15 protein-coding genes are annotated in these 16957 nt (G+C 68.6%); 14 read left to right on the forward strand and 1 reads right to left on the reverse strand.

Annotated elements, in window-relative coordinates; genetic code table 11:
* Positions 1 to 86: 86 nt before the first annotated feature.
* The 8 genes from ACX80W_RS06430 to ACX80W_RS06465 are packed head-to-tail and all read left to right on the forward strand — an operon-like array spanning position 87 to position 8629.
* Positions 87 to 1595, forward strand: a complete 1509-nt coding sequence (locus tag ACX80W_RS06430; protein ID WP_459281513.1) for a sugar ABC transporter ATP-binding protein — start codon at positions 87 to 89, stop codon at positions 1593 to 1595.
* A complete protein-coding gene (locus ACX80W_RS06435) occupies positions 1592 to 2608 on the forward strand; it encodes an ABC transporter permease (protein ID WP_459281514.1) in 1017 nt (338 codons plus the stop codon). The genes ACX80W_RS06430 and ACX80W_RS06435 overlap by 4 nt, the downstream gene beginning before the upstream one ends.
* The gene (locus ACX80W_RS06440; RefSeq protein ID WP_459281516.1) at positions 2605 to 3702 is read left to right on the forward strand and encodes an ABC transporter permease; all 1098 of its coding nucleotides are present in this window, start codon (positions 2605 to 2607) and stop codon (positions 3700 to 3702) included. Before ACX80W_RS06435 ends, ACX80W_RS06440 begins: the two co-directional genes overlap by 4 nt.
* Entirely contained in the window at positions 3702 to 4934 is a 1233-nt protein-coding gene (locus ACX80W_RS06445; RefSeq protein ID WP_459281518.1) for a substrate-binding domain-containing protein, read from the forward strand. The genes ACX80W_RS06440 and ACX80W_RS06445 overlap by 1 nt, the downstream gene beginning before the upstream one ends.
* Before the next feature lie 33 nt (positions 4935 to 4967).
* Positions 4968 to 5822: a sugar phosphate isomerase/epimerase family protein gene (locus ACX80W_RS06450; protein ID WP_459281520.1), complete on the forward strand. Its 855-nt coding sequence runs from the start codon at positions 4968 to 4970 to the stop codon at positions 5820 to 5822.
* Positions 5823 to 5834: 12 nt separating this feature from the next.
* On the forward strand, positions 5835 to 7007 hold the full coding sequence (locus ACX80W_RS06455; RefSeq protein WP_459281522.1) for a Gfo/Idh/MocA family protein: 1173 nt from the start codon (positions 5835 to 5837) through the stop codon (positions 7005 to 7007).
* Positions 7008 to 7053: 46 nt separating this feature from the next.
* Complete coding sequence (locus ACX80W_RS06460; RefSeq protein ID WP_459281524.1) at positions 7054 to 8052, forward strand: sugar phosphate isomerase/epimerase family protein; 999 nt, start codon at positions 7054 to 7056, stop codon at positions 8050 to 8052.
* Complete coding sequence (locus tag ACX80W_RS06465; RefSeq protein WP_459281526.1) at positions 8033 to 8629, forward strand: GNAT family N-acetyltransferase; 597 nt, start codon at positions 8033 to 8035, stop codon at positions 8627 to 8629. The genes ACX80W_RS06460 and ACX80W_RS06465 overlap by 20 nt, the downstream gene beginning before the upstream one ends.
* A 293-nt stretch (positions 8630 to 8922) precedes the next feature.
* Here the strand turns inward: ACX80W_RS06465 and ACX80W_RS06470 are convergent, their stop codons facing one another.
* Positions 8923 to 9222: a hypothetical protein gene (locus ACX80W_RS06470; RefSeq protein WP_459281528.1), complete on the reverse strand. Its 300-nt coding sequence runs from the start codon at positions 9220 to 9222 to the stop codon at positions 8923 to 8925.
* Positions 9223 to 9870: 648 nt separating this feature from the next.
* Here ACX80W_RS06470 and ACX80W_RS06475 point away from each other — a divergent pair.
* From ACX80W_RS06475 to ACX80W_RS06500, 6 genes are all read left to right on the forward strand, one after another.
* Complete coding sequence (locus tag ACX80W_RS06475) at positions 9871 to 10650, forward strand: glucose 1-dehydrogenase (RefSeq protein ID WP_459281530.1); 780 nt, start codon at positions 9871 to 9873, stop codon at positions 10648 to 10650.
* Positions 10651 to 10697: 47 nt separating this feature from the next.
* Positions 10698 to 12179, forward strand: a complete 1482-nt coding sequence (locus ACX80W_RS06480) for an aldehyde dehydrogenase family protein (protein ID WP_459281532.1) — start codon at positions 10698 to 10700, stop codon at positions 12177 to 12179.
* Between the two features lie 74 nt (positions 12180 to 12253).
* Complete coding sequence (locus tag ACX80W_RS06485) at positions 12254 to 13345, forward strand: ABC transporter substrate-binding protein (protein WP_459281534.1); 1092 nt, start codon at positions 12254 to 12256, stop codon at positions 13343 to 13345.
* A 64-nt stretch (positions 13346 to 13409) separates the two neighbouring features.
* Positions 13410 to 14990, forward strand: a complete 1581-nt coding sequence (locus ACX80W_RS06490; RefSeq protein ID WP_459281536.1) for a sugar ABC transporter ATP-binding protein — start codon at positions 13410 to 13412, stop codon at positions 14988 to 14990.
* Complete coding sequence (locus ACX80W_RS06495) at positions 14987 to 15955, forward strand: ABC transporter permease (RefSeq protein WP_459281538.1); 969 nt, start codon at positions 14987 to 14989, stop codon at positions 15953 to 15955. The genes ACX80W_RS06490 and ACX80W_RS06495 overlap by 4 nt, the downstream gene beginning before the upstream one ends.
* Positions 15952 to 16950, forward strand: coding sequence for an ABC transporter permease (locus tag ACX80W_RS06500; protein WP_459281540.1), 999 nt, complete (start codon positions 15952 to 15954; stop codon positions 16948 to 16950). The genes ACX80W_RS06495 and ACX80W_RS06500 overlap by 4 nt, the downstream gene beginning before the upstream one ends.
* Positions 16951 to 16957: the final 7 nt, after the last annotated feature.

Consider the following 16957-nt stretch of genomic DNA (forward strand, 5'->3'; position numbering starts at 1 on the left):
TCGTCACTCGAGCAGGTATCGACCAAGTAGTAGAAGACTTTTGAACGAGTATCGACAGAAGTTGTGGCCTCTGTCACAGTGAGTGCATGAACGCGATCGAGCAGCGGCCGGTGCTCCGTGTGACCGGCCTGTCGAAGGCCTTCTTTGGGGTGCCGGTCCTCCAGGAAGCGGAGCTTGAGCTGCACGCCGGGGAGGTCCATGGACTCGTCGGCGAGAACGGGGCCGGCAAGTCGACGCTGATGAAGCTGCTGGCCGGGGTCTACCAGCGCGACGCCGGAACCATCGAGATCGACGGCGAGCCGGTGGAATTCCACCACCCCACCCAGGCCCACCTCGCGGGCCTGTCCACGGTGTTCCAGGAGTTCAACCTGCTGCCCGACCGCACCGTGGCGGAGAACATCTACCTGGGCCGGGAACCGCGCAGGGGCCCGTTCATCGACATCAAGGCGATGAACTCACGGACGGCGGAGCTGCTCGGACAGCTGGGGATCGGCAACATCCGTCCCACGGCGGCGGTCAGTTCGCTCTCGGTGGCCCAGCAGCAGATCGTCGAGATCGCCAAGGCCGTCAGCTACGACGCCCGCATCATTTCCATGGACGAGCCGACGGCCGCACTGGCCGGAGCCGAGGTCGACCTCCTCTACACGATCGTCCGCAGGCTCAAGGAACGCGGGACGGCCATCCTCTACGTCTCGCACCGGCTGAAGGAGATCTTCGACCTCTGCGACACCATCACCGTGCTGAAGGACGGGCGGGTCGTGGGCACAAGTCCTGCCTCGGACCTCAACGACGCCGCCCTGGTGCGCATGATGGTCGGCCGGCCCATCGCGGCCTACTACCCCGATGAGCACCCGGGCACCACGGTCGGCAAGCCGCTGCTGACGATCAGCGGCGGCGGAAACCACCAGCTCGACTCCATCGACCTGAGCCTGCGGGCCGGGGAAATTGTCGGTGTGGCCGGACTGCAGGGGTCGGGGCGCACTGAACTCGTCGAGGCGGTCTTCGGGGCCGCGCCCTTCAGCCGGGGCCGGATGGAGCTGGACGGCCGGCCCTTTGAGGCCGCCTCCCCCCGGCAGGCCATCCGCCGGCGCGTTGCGCTGATCACCGAGGACCGCAAGGCGCAGGGCCTGAGCCTCAACCAGTCGATCCTCAACAACGCCCTCGGCGTGATCCGCTCGGTGTTCCCGTCCCGCACCCCGGAGGCACGGGCCGGCACCCCCGGCATCCTCTCCTCCCTGGAAGTCGTCGCGCGGGACCTCGACCAGGAGGTGCAGTACCTCTCGGGCGGGAACCAGCAGAAGGTGGTGCTGGCCAAATGGCTCGCCATCGACCCGCTCGTGGTCCTGCTCGATGAACCGACGCGCGGCATCGACGTGGGCGCGAAACTCGCCGTCTACAACCTCATGCGGGCACTCGCCGCCGAAGGCAAGGCGCTGCTCATGGTCTCGAGCGAACTGCCGGAACTGCTCGGGATGAGCAGCCGGATCGTCGTGATGCGCGACGGGCGGATCGCCGGTGAACTGCCGGCGGGCGCCAGCGAGGAACAGGTCCTTCAACTTGCCACCGGGGCGCGGAGCGAAACGGTACTTCCATGAAAATCACCTCACGGCTCACCTCGACCCACATCGTCTACCTCGTGGTGCTGCTGACGATCATCGCCGGAACCATCCTGGTGGCCGCCGCCGGGCGCAACTTCTTCAGCGCCGGCAACGTCTCCTCGATCCTCACCGGCACCAGCGTCCTCGGCTTCATCGCCATCGGGCAGACCCTGGTGATCCTCGTGGGAAGCCTGGACCTGTCGGTGCCCTACGTGGTGAGCCTCAGCAGCCTCCTCGCGGCCGGGGTCATGGCCAACCAGGCAGGCAACATCATCCCCGGCGTCCTCCTCGCACTCGCCGTGGCGGCCCTCATCGGCCTGGTCAACGGCCTCGTGGTCTCCGGGCTGAAGGTCCACGGCTTCATCGCCACCCTCGGCACCGGCCTGATCATCAGCGGTTACCTCGCCACCAACTACAAGGGCAGTTCCGGCCAGGCGCCGCTGGCCTTCCGGCTCGTGGGGGCGACGGGCCTTGGGCCCGTGCCCATCTCCACCCTGATTATGCTCGCCTGCGCCGCCGTCGTCCTGCTGGTGCTGAACCGCACCCGGCTCGGGCACTCGATGTACGCCGTCGGAGGGGACCTCAACGTGGCCCGCATGTCGGGCATCCGCACCAGCACCCCCATCATCGCCGCCCACCTCATCTGCTCCGTCCTGGCCGGGATGGCCGGGCTGCTGCTCGCGGCACGGCTCGGCGTCGGCAGCCCCACCATCGGCACCCAGGGCGGCTACGACCTGCTCTCGATCGCCGCCGTCGTCCTCGGCGGGACCCTGCTCGCCGGCGGGAAGGGATCGCTGATCGGGACCCTCGGGGGCGTCCTTATCTTCGCCATGATCGACAACATCATGAGCGTGATGCAGATCAACCCGTTCCTCAAGGACGTGGTGCGCGGCATCGTCATCGTCGCCGCCGTCGCGGTGTACGCCGGGCGCAGGGTCATCAGCCGGCCGGCCCGCTTCGACGACTCCGCGCGGGAAACCACTTCGGCACGGCAGGAGGTGCCCGCATGAGCACCCTCACCACGGACCGGAAGGCCGAACTCCGCGGGGACCGCTCGCCGCTGAAGGACCGCCTGCTGCGCGGCATGCGCACACCGGGAGGCGCCGTCTTCATCCTGCTGCTGGTCCTGCTCGCCGCGGTGATCGCCGTCAACCCGTCCTTCGGGGAGCCGGGCTCGCTCATCCGCTTCATCGGCCGCACCGCCCCGATCGCCATCGCCGCGATCGGCCAGTACTTCGTGATCGTTTCGGGTGAATTCGACCTCTCCATGGGCTCGGTCGTCACCGCCCAGGTCATCATCGCCGGGAACCTGATCGGCCAGGACGACGCGAAAGTCCTTCCCGTGCTGCTCCTGATGCTCGTCTTCGGCGCCCTCATCGGCCTGATCAACGGCCTCGTCACGACGCTGCTGAGGATCCCAAGCTTCATCGTCACCCTCGGGATGATGCTCGCCCTGCTGGGCCTGGTGCTCTACTGGACCGGCGGCGCCGCCACCGGGAACCCGGCCGACAGCTTCCGCCAGATCGGCCGCGGCGGCATCGAGGGCATTCCGGTGCTCGAGATCCTGCCCTACCCGGTGCTGATCCTCCTGGCCACGGCCGCGGGAGCGTTCTGGCTGATGCGCCGGCCCTACGGGCGCACGCTGATGGCCGTCGGTGACAACGCCCGCGCCGCCGCCCTGACCGGAGCGCGCGTGTGGTGGATCCGCACCCGCGCCTTCATGCTCTCCTCCCTCGCGGCCACGGTCGCCGGCATCATCCTCGTCGGCTACGCCGGGGTGCACCCCTCGGTGGGGCGCGGCTACGAGTTCACGGCGATCACCGCCGTCGTCCTCGGCGGGGTGGTCCTGGGCGGCGGGCGGGGCTGGGTGCTCTCCGCGGCGGCCGGGGCGTTCGCCCTGGAGATGCTCTTCACGCTGCTGAACTTCGCCGGCGTCGAATCGACCTGGCGGGACACCGTCCAGGGCTTCATCATCGTCGCCGCCGTCGCGGCCGGAGCGCGCACCTGGGAGCGCCGGAGGCGAGGGGCGTCGAGCGCCACCCACGAAAAGCAGAAGGCAATTGCACAGCCGCCCGCAACGGGCACCAATGAGGGAGGAAAATGATGCGCCGAAGCATCCAGTCAAAGGTCACGGCGGTCGCAGCCGCGACGTTGCTCGCCCTGACCGCCTGCACCACCGATCAGTCCATCGAGGACCCGCCGGCCGCCGAAACCGGGGCCGGGGAAGCCCCCGCCACCCCGGCCGAGGAGGGAGGCGACGAGTGGTTCAACCAGGAGGCGTACGACACCCAGTCCGAGCAGCGCTCCGCGTCGTTCACCGGCGACCCGGAGCAGCCGTGGCTGCAGTACCTCGACGGTGAAATGACCGACACCTCGGGATTCGCCTCCGAGGGCGCCAAGAAGGTGTGCTTCGCCAACGCATCGATCTCCAACCCGTGGCGCCAGACCGGCTGGATCACCATGAACCAACAGCTCAAGGTGCTCCAGGACCAGGGCGTGATCTCCGAAATGGAAACCCGGGACGCGCAGGACGACGACAACACCCAGATCGCCGACATCGACTACTTCATCGCCGAGGGCAACTGCGACGCCTTCATCATCTCGCCCAACTCCACGGCGGCCATGACCCCGGCCGTCGAACGCGCCTGCGAGACCGGGAAGCCCGTCATCGTCTTCGACCGCGGCGTGGAGACCGACTGCGCCACGACCTTCATCCACCCGATCGGCGGCTTCGCCTGGGGCATCGACACCGCCGAATTCCTCGTAGACAACCTCTCGGAGGGCGACAAGGTCGTGGCCCTGCGGATCCTCCCCGGCGTCGACGTGCTCGAGCAGCGCTGGGCGGCCGCCGAGAAGATCTTCGAGGAAAACGGCATCGAGGCCACCGACTACTTCACCGGGGCCGACCCGACCGAGATCAAGAAGATCATCTCGGACGAACTGGCCACCGGCGACGTGCAGGGCGTGTGGATGGACGCCGGCGACGGCGCCGTCGCGGCCATCGAGGCCTTCGAGGACGCCGGGAAGGACTACCCGGTCATGACCGGCGAGGACGAGATGAGCTTCCTGCGCAAGTGGGAGGAGACAGGGCTCACCGGACTCGCGCCCGTCTACTCCAACTTCCAGTGGCGCACCCCGCTGCTGGCCGTCGAGAGGATCTTCGCCGGCGAGGAGGTGCCCAAGGAATGGGTGCTCCCGCAGACCCCCATCCCCGAAGAGGAACGGGCCGACTTCCTTGCCTCGAACGAGGGCATGCCGGACGGCCACTACGCCAAGTTCGGCGGCACCGACCTCCCGGGCTACCCCGAGGTCTGGCAGGAACGCCAGATTCCGTAACCGGCCGGTGGCACGTTCAGGAGGCAGGGCGGCATGCACCGCACAATCGGCGTCAACACCTGGGTGTGGGAATCCCCGCTCACCGATGCCACCCTGCCTCCGCTGCTCGCCCGCATCGCGGCCATGGGCTTCGACGCCGTCGAACTGCCCTTGGAGAACCCAGGAGACTTCTCCGCGGAGGTGGTGCGGGACGCCCTCGGCGGGCTGCGGCCCTTCGTGGTCGGGGCCATGGCCCCGGGCCGGGACCTCGTCTCGGCCGGTGAGGCGGTGATCGGGGAGACCCAGCGCTACCTCCGCGCCTGCATCGCCCTGGCCCGGGACATCGGGGCCGGGGCGGTGTGCGGGCCGTTCTACTCCTCCACCGGACGGGTGTGGCGGATGGACGGGGCGGCGCGGCGCGACGCCTATGCGCAGCTGCGCCGCAACCTCGCCCCGCTGGCCGAGGAGGCGCTGGAGGCCGGCGTCGTCCTCGGGATTGAACCGCTCAACCGGTACGAGACCTCGCTGATCAACACCACCGCCCAGGCCCTCGAGGCGCTCGGACCGCTGCTGGGGCGCGGCGTGGGCCTGGCGCTGGACACCTACCACCTGAACATCGAGGAGCGTTCCTCGGCCGAGGCCATCCGCGCTGCGGGAGAGCACCTCGTCCACCTGCAGGTCTGCGGCAACGACCGGGGAGCCCCGGGCGGTGACCAGACCGACTGGACCGGAATCTTCACGGCCCTGGACGACATCGGCTACCGGGGCGCGGTGAACATCGAAAGCTTCACGGCGGACAACGCCAGCATCGCCACGGCCGCCTCCATCTGGCGCCCGCTCGCCCGGTCCCAGGACGCGCTGGCGCAGGACGGGCTGCGGTTCCTGCGCTCCGTCCCCGCCGCACTCTAAGGAGATCACCCCATGACCACCACCGTTCCGGCGCCCGCCACGTCCCCCTCCGGAATTCCGGCGGACGCCCTGGGGGTGGCCGTCCTCGGCTATTCCTTCATGGGCAAGGCCCACTCCAACGCGTGGCGCAACGTTAACGCGTTCTACCCCTCCCCCCGGGTCGCGCAGAAGGTCCTTGTGGGCCGGGACCCGGCACAGGTCCGGGCGGCGGCACGCCAGTTCGGCTGGGAGGAAAGCGCCACGGACTGGCGCCCGGTGCTGGAGCGCGATGACATCTCCATCGTGGACATCTGCACCCCCGGCCACCTCCACGCCGAGCTGGCCATCGCCGCCCTGGAGGCGGGCAAGCACGTCCTGGTGGAGAAACCGCTGGCGAACTCCGTCGAGGAGGCGGCGCTCATGGCGGCGGCCGCGGCGGCGGCCCGCTCCCGCGGGGTGCAGTCGATGGTCGCCTTCAACTACCGGCGGCTGCCGGCGCTGGCCCTGGCCCGCCGGCTCATCGCCGGGGGCCGGCTCGGGGAAATCCGCCAGGTGCGCCTGAGCTACCTGCAGGACTGGCTCTCCGACGAGGGCGCCCCCATGTCCTGGCGGCTGCGCCGGGAGACCGCCGGCTCCGGGGCCCTCGGCGACCTCGCCTCCCACGCCGTGGACCAGGTGCTGTTCCTCCTCGGCACCCCCGTCGTCTCGGTATCCGGCACGGTCAACACCTTCGTGACCACCCGGGACGGCGACGCGGGCCCCGAACCGGTCACGGTGGATGACGCGGCCTGGGCGACACTGCGGCTGCGCACCGGCGCCGTCGCCAGCCTTGAGGTGTCCCGGGTGGCCACCGGCCGGAAGAACTCGCTGCAGATCGAGGTATTCGGCTCCCGCGGCGGACTGCGGTTCGACCTTGAGCGGCTGAACGAGCTGCGGTTCTTCGACGCAGCGGCCCCGGCCGACGCCCAGGGCTACAGCGTGATCCTCGCCACCGAGCCCACCCACCCCTACCTCGAAGCGTGGTGGCCGCCCGGCCACCTACTAGGCTGGGATTCGACGTTCACCAGCCAGGCCGCGGACCTGCTCCGGTCGATCGAGGCCGGGTCGGCGCCGTCCCCCTCGTTCGAGGACGGGCTCGCGGTGCAGCGGGTGCTCGGGGCCCTGCAGGTCAGTGCGGCCCAGGGCAGCCGCACGGTGGACCTGTGACCCCGGAGGCCGGGCCCCGCCCGCCTCCCGAACCGAGGAGATATTAGTGGGACGTAACTACACGCTGTTCACGGGCCAGTGGGCCGACCTGCCCTTTGAGAAAGTGGCCGAACTGGCCGGGCAGTGGGGGTACGACGGGCTGGAGATCGCCGTCTCCGGGGACCACCTCGACGCCTGGCGGTGGGACGACGACGCCTACATCCAGGACCGGCTCGACATCCTCGAACGCAACGGGCTGAAGGTCTGGGCCATCTCCAACCACCTCAAGGGCCAGGCGGTATGCGATGACCCGATCGACTTCCGACACGAGGCGATCGTCGGGCCCAAGGTCTGGGGCGACGGCGATCCCGAGGGCGTGCGCTCCCGGGCCGCCGAGGAGATGAAGCTGACGGCCCGCCTCGCGCAGCGGCTCGGCGTGAAGACCGTCGTGGGCTTCACCGGCTCCTCGATCTGGCAGTACGTCGCGATGTTCCCGCCGGTCTCCGCCGAGGTGATCGAAGCTGGGTACCGCGACTTCGCCGACCGCTGGAACCCCATCCTCGACGTGTTCGACGAATGCGGCGTCCGCTTCGCCCACGAAGTCCACCCCTCCGAAATCGCCTACGACTACTGGAGCACCCAGCGCGCCCTGGAGGCCGTCGGGCACCGCGAAGCGTTCGGGCTGAACTGGGACCCGAGCCACTTTATGTGGCAGCAAATCGATCCAGTGGCCTTCATCTCCGACTTCGCGGACCGGATCTACCACGTGGACTGCAAGGACACGAAGATGCGGATGGGCGGTGGACGCAACGGCATCCTCTCCTCGCACCTGCCCTGGGGGGACCAGCGCCGGGGCTGGGACTTCGTCTCAACCGGCCGCGGAGACGTGCCCTGGGAGGCGAGCTTCCGGGCGCTGACCGCGATCGGCTACGACGGGCCGATCTCGGTCGAATGGGAGGACGCCGGCATGGACCGACTGCAGGGCGCCCCGGAGGCCCTGGCCTTCCTGAAGTCCTTCGACTTCGCCCCCTCCGGCGCCGCCTTTGATGCCGCCTTCAAGCAGTAGCCGGGATCCCGACGATGGGCCGGCCGGGCTCCTGACCGCCCGGCTGGCCCTGCGGCCGCCGCGCACCTCCGACCTCGCCGAGCTGCACGCGCTGTACGCGGATCCGCAGGTGTGGGGCCCGGACCCGCTGAGCCGCCATTCGACGCCGGTGCAGACCGAGCGGATGATCGGGCGCTGGCAGGCGGGGTGGGACCGCAACGGCCTGGGCATGTGGCTCGCGCACTCGACGGTGCCCGGCACCGAGGGGCAGTTCGTCGGCATCGGCGGCTGCACCCTGCGCCACGACGCCGCCTGGAACCTCGGATTCCGCCTGTCCCCTGCGTTCTGGGGGCTCGGCTATGCCCAGGAGATCATCGGCGCCGCGGTGTCCGCCGCACGCCGGAACCGCCCCGACCTTCCCATCACCGCCTACCTCCTCGAGGGCAACGAGCGGTCACGGCGGACGACGGAGGGCGCCGGGCTCCGGTTCGTCTGGCGCGGGCCCGACGCCGGCAACCCCAACCCGGGCGCGACGCGGCTGCTGTATGCCGACCGGCCGCTGGCACCGGCCCTGGTCGAGGTGCTCACTGCGGACTGAGCGGCCCTGCGGCGCCCGGTACCGCCGGTCCACCTCGGCTCCCACCATGCGTCCAACCCCACTTCATCGCCGAGTCTGCAGGTCACCACGCTTTACCCACTCCGGAACGTGGTGAGCTGCAGTTTCGGCGGGAGAGCCGCCGTGCGTCCAACCCCACTTCACCGCCGAGTCTGCAGGTCACCACGCTTTACCCACTCCGGAACGTGGTGAGCTGCAGTTTCGGCGGGAGAGCCGGTGGCAGGTCGGACGACGGCGAAGCCCCGCAAGGCGCGCTTACCCGTCGGATCGGCAAACTATCGAGGAGGGTGGTCGAGGTCGATGAAGGGGCGCAGTTCTGCTGCAACGTCCTCCAGGATTTGGGATAAGGACACGCCCTTCGCCGATGCGCTTCTCTTCATGGACTCGATCGTGCTGTGGGCAAGCGCGGTAACCAGCAATGGCATGTCTGCTCCCGCTATGGCGGCGACAATTGCCTGCCGAAGTTCCCGTTCCGACGTCAGACCCTCGTCATAGTACTGGTAGGCGCGCAGCACCTTCATCACCAGTTGGGCATTCTCGATGATGTTTTGGGGAGGTTTCGCCTTGCCACTCATCGGACCAATTTCCTTTGAGTCGGACGGGATGAGCCTCGGAATTGTGCGGGGCCGACCTGTGCCGGGACTTCCCCCGGATGAGCCCATCACTGGCATCAAGGGTGCTGACACAACCTTCGACACCCTTACGTCCGCGTATCGCAAGCCTCACATTTCACGCAGCGGTCTTCCGCCGCGATGGCCACCTCCGTGTTGGGAACCGGCGCTGTGGCCCTCATCGAGCGCCTAGGACCGACTGGCACGCGCTCCTCTGCCTGATCCATCCCCCACCAGCCAAAATTTACACAAGTGGACCGGAGTGTGGTAGTGGAGACGGTACTTGACAAGTTGTGGGGTTACTTGGGTGAACGCAACCCCTGAAGGCGGCACTGGCAACCGCCGTCGTGCCTCCAGCAGAGGCCAGCGGCCGCCGGACCGCCTGCCTTGACGACAGGCCCCGTGTACTGCGGGTTCATCCCCGCCGTCAGCACCGTCTCACCTCCGGCCTCCTCGTCCCACCACCCGTACCGCACCGGGCGCTGCCCAGCTTTCCGCCTTGACAGTCGTGTCCTCCGCTGTAATCTGGATCACAGCAGAAAACCGGTTTTTCAGCCGTCGAGGTGAAGAGCGCGCTCCGCGCCGCCGGAATACTACTGAGGAGATACACACATGGGATCACTTGAGGGCAAGGTAGCACTCATCACCGGCGCGGCGTCCGGCATGGGCAAGGCAATGGCCATGGGCTTCGCCGGAGAAGGCGCGCACGTCGTCATCGCCGACCTGAACCTGGACGGGGCGAAGGACGCCGCCGAAGCCATCCGGGCCACGGGAGGATCGGCCTCGGCCGTCTCCCTCAACGTCGCGGATCCCCAGCAGTCCAAGACCGTCACCGAAGACATCGTCAACGAGCACGGCCGCATCGACATCCTCGTGAACAACGCGGGCATCGGCCTGATCAAGCCGCTCTGGGAAACCACCCCCGAAGAGTGGGACCGCATCATGAACGTCAACGTCAAGGGCCTGTTCTTCCTCACCCAGGCGGTCTGCGAGCCCATGCGGAAGCAGCGCAGCGGCAAGATCATCAATATGGCCTCCATCGCCGGCCGCCGCGGTGAAGCACTCGTCGCCGCCTACTGCGCCTCCAAGGCCACCGTCATCTCCATCACGCAGTCCACCGCCATGGCCATGGCCGAGTACGGGGTCAACGTCAACGCGATGGCGCCGGGCATCGTCGACACCCCCTACTGGAAGGAAGTCGACAAGCAGTTCGGCGAGATCACGGGGAAGGCCGAGGGCGAAACGTTCAAGGGCGCCGCCGCCAACATCCCGCTGGGCCGGACCTCCGTCCCCGAGGATGTGGTGCCGCTGGCCATCTTCCTCGCCGGCCCGGGCTCGGACTACATCACGGCCCAGACCTACAACGTCGAGGGCGGCATGGTCATGAGCTGAGCCCCCCGGCTCAGCCCCATCCCGAACCCGCTTCCGAAAGGACAGTCGTGAGCTTTTCCATCCTGACCGAGAACTCCCTGCTTGGACCGACGCCCGCCATGCTCGCGGGTGGACGGTGGGTCTCCACCGAGGAGACCCGCCCCGTCGACAACCCGGCCACCGGCGAGGTGCTCACCGAGGTCCCCGAGGCCGGCCCGGAACACCTGGAGGAGACCCTCGCCGTGGCCTACAAGGCCCAGAAGGACTGGGGCCGGCGCACCTACGCGGAGCGTGCCGACGTCCTCGCCGCCGTCATCCGCACGGTCGAGGAGCACGCCGAGGAACTGGCGCAGATCGTCGTCGCCGAGCAGGGCAAGACCATCACCGAGGCCCGGGGGGAAATCGGCGGGGTCAAGGCCTTCTTCGACTTCGCGCTCACCCAGAAATACCGCAACGTCGGCGAGGTGGTCGCCTCCTCGGCCGCCAACCGCCAGCTGGTCGTGCGCGAGGAGCCCATCGGCATCGTCGCGGCGATCATTCCGTGGAACTTCCCGGCGGCGATCTTCGCCCGCAAGGTGGCCCCCGCCCTGATGGCCGGCAACGCCATCGTGCTCAAGCCCAGCGAGCTGACCCCCCTGTCCGCACTTGCTATGGCGAAGGTCTGCGAACTGGCCGGCGTCCCGGCGGGCCTCGTCAGCGTCCTCACCGGAGGCGGCCGCAGCATCGGCAAGGCCCTCGTCGAACACCCGCTGGTCGGCATGGTCACCGTGACCGGATCCACCCGGGCCGGGCGCGAGATCCTCGCGCAGGCGGCCCACAAGGTGATCCCGGTGTCCCTTGAACTGGGCGGCAAGGCCCCGGTCATCGTCTTCGACGACGCCGACCTCGACCTGGCCGTGCAGGAGGCGTTCGAGTCCCGGTTCTGGAACTGCGGGCAGGTCTGCACCTGCAACGAGCGCACCTACGTCCAGCGCGCAGTGCACGACGAGTTCGTGCGGCGCCTCCTGGAGAAGGTGCGCGGGCTCGTCGTCGGGGACCCGCTGGATGAGGGCAGCCAGATCGGCCCGAAGGTCTCCCAGGCCGAGTGGGACAAGGTCAAGGCCTTCGTCGACGGCGCGGTCGACGCCGGCGCGCGGCTTGAGACCGGCGGCGGCCGGCCCGAGGGCCTGGCGGACGACAAGGGGTTCTGGTTCGCCCCCACGGTCCTGACCGGCGTCAGCAACGACATGGACATCGTCCAGCAGGAGGTGTTCGGCCCGGTGCTTCCGATCATCCCCTTCGACACCTACGACGAGGTCGTCGAGTACGCCAACTCGACCGACTACGGCCTGACGGCGTACGCCTACACCGAGGACTTCCGGACGGCGCACTCACTCACCGAGGACCTCGAGTTCGGTGAGGTGTACATCAACCAGACCGGCCCCGAACAGGTGCAGGGCTTCCACACCGGATGGAAGCTCTCGGGCCTGGGCGGCGACGACGGCCAGCACGGCTTCGAGCGCTACACCCGCAAAAAAACCGTTTACCTCGACTACCGGCGCGGCAACTAGCTGACCGGTCCCGCGGCCCGCCCGGACCGGCCGGGCCGCAGCCGAGCACGTCACTCAACAAGGAAGTTGGAATCATGAACAAGCACGCCACCCCGATCCTCAAGTCCCTGGCCTGTGCCGCCGTGCTGGGCTTCGCCCTGACCGGGTGCACCAACACCGGAACCACCACCGCCGGCGGCGGTGGCGGCGGCGGCGGCTCCGAGACGCCCGAGGGAACCCAGCAGTCCGTGGCCTCCTCGGAGGGCCCGACCTGCTCCATCGAGGATTACGGAGCCGAGAAGATCGACCTGAAGGACGCCGTCGTCGGGTTCTCCCAGTCCGAGAAGGAGGACAACCCCTTCCGCATCGCCGAGACGCAGTCCATCAAGGACGAGGCCGAGAAGCTGGGCGTCAAGAAACTCATCACCACCAACGCGCAGTCCACCCTGTCCAAGCAGATTTCGGACATCCAGGACATGATCTCCCAGGGCGCCCAGGCGCTCATCGTGGCCCCCCTGAACTCCGACGGCCTGGAGCCCGCCCTGCAGGCGGCCCGCGACAAGAACATCCCGGTCATCACCATCGACCGCAAGGTCAACGCGACCCCGTGCGAGGACTACGTCACCTTCCTGGGCTCGAACTTCGTGGAGCAGGGCAAGCGGGCCGCCGACCAGTTGATCGAGGGCACCGGCGGGGAGGCGAAGGTCGCGATCCTGCTGGGCTCCTCCGGCAACGCCGTAACCACCGACCGGACCAAGGGGTTCAAGGACCAGGTCGCCGCCGAGGCGCCGGGTGTCGAGATCGTCGCCGAGCAGACCGGCGACTTCGCCCGCGACAAGGGCCAGTCGGTCACCGAGCAGCTGCTCCAGGCCAACCCTGACATCACCGCGATCTACGCGGAGAACGATGAGATGGGCCTGGGCGCCCAGGCGGCGATCGTCGCTGCGGGCAAGACCCCGGGCGAGGACATCCAGATCTACTCGATCGACGGCACCCGGAACGCCGTCGAGCAGATTACCGCCGGCGCCTACAACGGCGTCATCGAATCCAACCCCCGCTTCGGTCCGCTGGCGTTCCAGACCCTGGTCGATTTCATGGACGGTAAGCCGGTGGGGCAGAACATCATCATCGCCGATTCGGAATACGACCCCTCGAACGCTGCCGACAGGGTGAATTCCGCCTACTGATTCATCCGGGGCGGGGCCGCACCGGCCCCGCCCCCCGCACCACCGTTCCAGAAAGGCAGCTAGCGTGACAGAACAGCTCAGCACCGACCCGCCGGCCTCCGTGCTCGAAGCCCGCGGCGTGGGCAAGAACTTCGCCGGCGTCGCGGCCCTGCAGGGGGTCGATTTTCGTCTGCGGGCCGGGGAGAGCCTCGCCCTGATGGGGGAGAACGGCGCCGGAAAGTCGACGCTCATCAAGGTCCTCACCGGGGTCTACCAGCCGGACGAGGGCGAACTGTTCCTCCACGGCAAGCCGGCCAGCTTCGCCCAACCCGTGGACGCCCAGCACGCCGGGATCAGCACCATCTACCAGGAGGTCAACCTCGTCCCCCTGATGACGGTGGCCCAGAACATCTTCCTCGGCCGCGAGCCCCGCAACCGGTTCGGGCTGATCGACTTCCGGAAGATGCAGGAGGACGCCCGCGCCCTCCTGGCCACGTACGACATCCACGTCGACGTGCGCCGGCCGCTGCGCAGCCTCGCCCTGGGCATGCAGCAGATGGTCGCGCTGGCCCGGGCGGTGTCCATCGACGCCCGCGTCGTCATCATGGACGAGCCGACGTCGTCCCTCGAGGCCCGCGAGGTCGAGACCCTCTTCCGCGTCATCGGGATGCTCCGCTCGCAGGGGATCGCGATCGTCTACGTCAGCCACCGGATGGATGAGATCTTCACCATCTGCGAAACGGTCACCGTCCTGCGCGACGGCAAGGTCGTCCACAACGGCCGGCTGGCCGACCTCTCACGGGTCGAACTCGTGGCGCTGATGCTTGGACGGTCCGTCGAAAAGGTCAAGCGCGGCGGCGTGACCGCCTTCGGCGAGGCCAAGGAGGGCGAGGGCGAACCGGTCCTCACCGCCCGGGACATGAGCCGGAAGCACCAGATCAACGGCATCGGCCTGGATATCCGGCCCGGCGAGGTGGTGGGCCTGGGCGGCCTGCTCGGATCCGGCCGCTCCGAGACACTCAAGGCCATGGCCGGGGTCATGCAGCTCGACGAGGGCAGCCTGACCGTCGACGGCAAGCGCGTCCGCAGCGGATCCGTCGCGGCCGCCATCAAGGCCGGAGTCGTGATGCTCCCCGAGGACCGGAAGGCCGAAGGCATCATCCCGAACCTCTCAATCCGGGACAACATCGTCCTGGCGGCCCTGCCGCGCCTCTCCCGGGCCGGGTTCACCTCCCGCGCCAAGCAGGACGCCATCGTCGACGTGTTCATGAAGCGCCTGCGGATCAAGGCCTCCAGCCCCAACCAGGTGGTGTCCGAACTCTCCGGCGGCAACCAGCAGAAGGTCATGATTGCCCGCTGGCTGGCGATGAACCCCAAGGTCCTGCTGCTCGACGAGCCCACCCGCGGGATCGACGTCGGCGCCAAGGCCGAAGTCCAGGCGCTCATCAACGAACTGGCCGATGAAGGCCTGGCGATCGTCCTCGTGTCCTCCGAACTCGAGGAGGTCGTCGAGGGATCCGCGCGCGTCGTGGTCCTGCGCGACGGCACGGTCGAGCGGGAGCTGCGCGGCAGCGACGTCACCGAACAACACCTCATGGCCGCGCTGGTCGGCGAGAGCCACGCGCCGGCCGATGCAACACCAGTTGAGATTAAGGAAAGCCTGTGAGTACCGTAACGACTGCTGTCCGCCTGCCGGGGAAGGGATCGGCGCTGGTCTTCCTCCAGCGGTACGGCGTGTACCTGGCCATTGCGCTGCTCCTGCTGTTCAACCTGTTCTTCACACCGAACTTCATGACGCTGGACAACTTCCGGGTCCAGTTCATCCAGGTGGTTCCGGTGCTCATCGTGGCCCTGGGCATGGCCCTGGTCATCGGCACCGAGGGCATCGACCTCAGCGTCGGCGCCGTCATGGCGCTCTCCGCGGCGGTCATCCCCCTGTACATCGGGTACGGGCCCCTGCCGGCGGCGCTCATCGCCATCCTCGCCGGCTGCCTGATCGGGCTGGCCAACGGCACCATGATCGCGCTCATCGGCGTGCAGCCGATCGTGGCGACCCTCGCCCTGATGGTCGCCGGGCGCGGCATCGCTCTGCTGGTGGCCGATGAACAGCTCAAGTCGGTCATCGACCCGGGCTTCCTGGCCCTGGGCCGCGGAACCGTCGCCGGGGTGCCCTACAGCGTCCTGGTCGCCCTGATCCTCGTCGGGGCGGTGGCGGTGCTGGTGAACCGGACCACCTTCGGCAAGCAGCTCGTGTCCATCGGCGGCAGCCGGCGCGCCGCGGAGCTCGCCGGGCTTCCGGTCAAGCGGGTCCTGATCACCATCTACATCCTGGCGGCAGCGCTCGCGGCCGTCGCCGGCATCATCCAGACCGCACGGCTGAGCGCCTCGGTGCCCTCCACCGTCGGCAACCTCATCGAACTGTCCGCCATCACCGCCGTCGTCATCGGCGGCACCCCGCTCAGCGGCGGGCAAGTGAAGGTCCTCGGGACCGTCGCCGGCGCCCTGCTCCTGCAGCTCATCGCGGCGTCGCTGATCAAGCACAACGTGCCCGATGCGTACTCCCAGATCACCCAGGCCGTCATCATCCTCCTCGCGGTCTACCTCCAGCGTGGAAAGGCGGTGCTCAAGTGAGCCTGGCCCTTGAACCAAGTGTCGGACCGACGACGACCCAGCAGGTCACGCGTGAACGCATCGCCGGGAACGTGCAGCGCTACGGCGCCGCGATCGTCCTGGGACTGCTGCTGGTCATCGGCAGCTTTGCCTTCCCCACCTTCCCCACGGTGAGCAACTTCACCAATATCGCCACGCAGTCCTCGTTCCTGCTCATCGTCGCCGCGGGCATGACCTTCGTGATCCTCACCGGCGGAATCGACCTCTCGGTCGGTTCCGTCTACGCGCTCGGCGGGATCCTGGCCGCCTACGGCTCCACCTGGGGCATCGCCGGCGCCGTGCTCCTGCCGCTGCTGGTCTGCGGTGCCGTCGGCATCCTCCAGGGCCTGCTCATCGCCTACGGCGGGATGGCGCCCTTCATCGTGACGCTGGCGGGCCTGCTCGGCATCCGCGGCCTGGTCTTCGCCCTGACCAATGAGGGCGCCGACACGCCCCTGATCAAGGACGCCGCGGTGACCGGCATGGGCCAGGGCAGCATGGTCGGCCTGCGCTGGCCGGTGATCATCGCGATCGTCGTCGTGATCATCGGCTCGGTGCTGCTCGCCCGCGGCCGGGGCGCACAGACGGTCCTCGCCGTCGGCGGCTCCGAAAGCGCGGCGGTGCTCATGGGCCTGCCGGTGGCCCGGGTGAAGTTCAGCGTCTACGTGGTGAGCGGCCTGTGCGCCGGCCTCGCCGGCGCACTGAACGCCGCCTACTCCTCGTCCGGGGTGCCGACGGTCGGCGTCGGGCTCGAGCTGAGCGCGATCGCCGCCGTCGTCATCGGCGGCACGCTGCTCACCGGCGGCCGCGGCAACCTCATCGGCACCACGGCGGGCGTGCTGCTGCTGACCGTGATCCAGAACCTGATCAACCAGGTCGGCTCGCTCACCTCGTCGGTGCAGTCGGTGGTCTCGGGCATCTTCCTGGCCGTCGTGGTGATCATCCAGACGGTGCTCTCCCGCACCCAGCGGCTGTAACCGAAGC

The sequence above is a fragment of the Arthrobacter melezitosi genome, assembly GCF_054511055.1.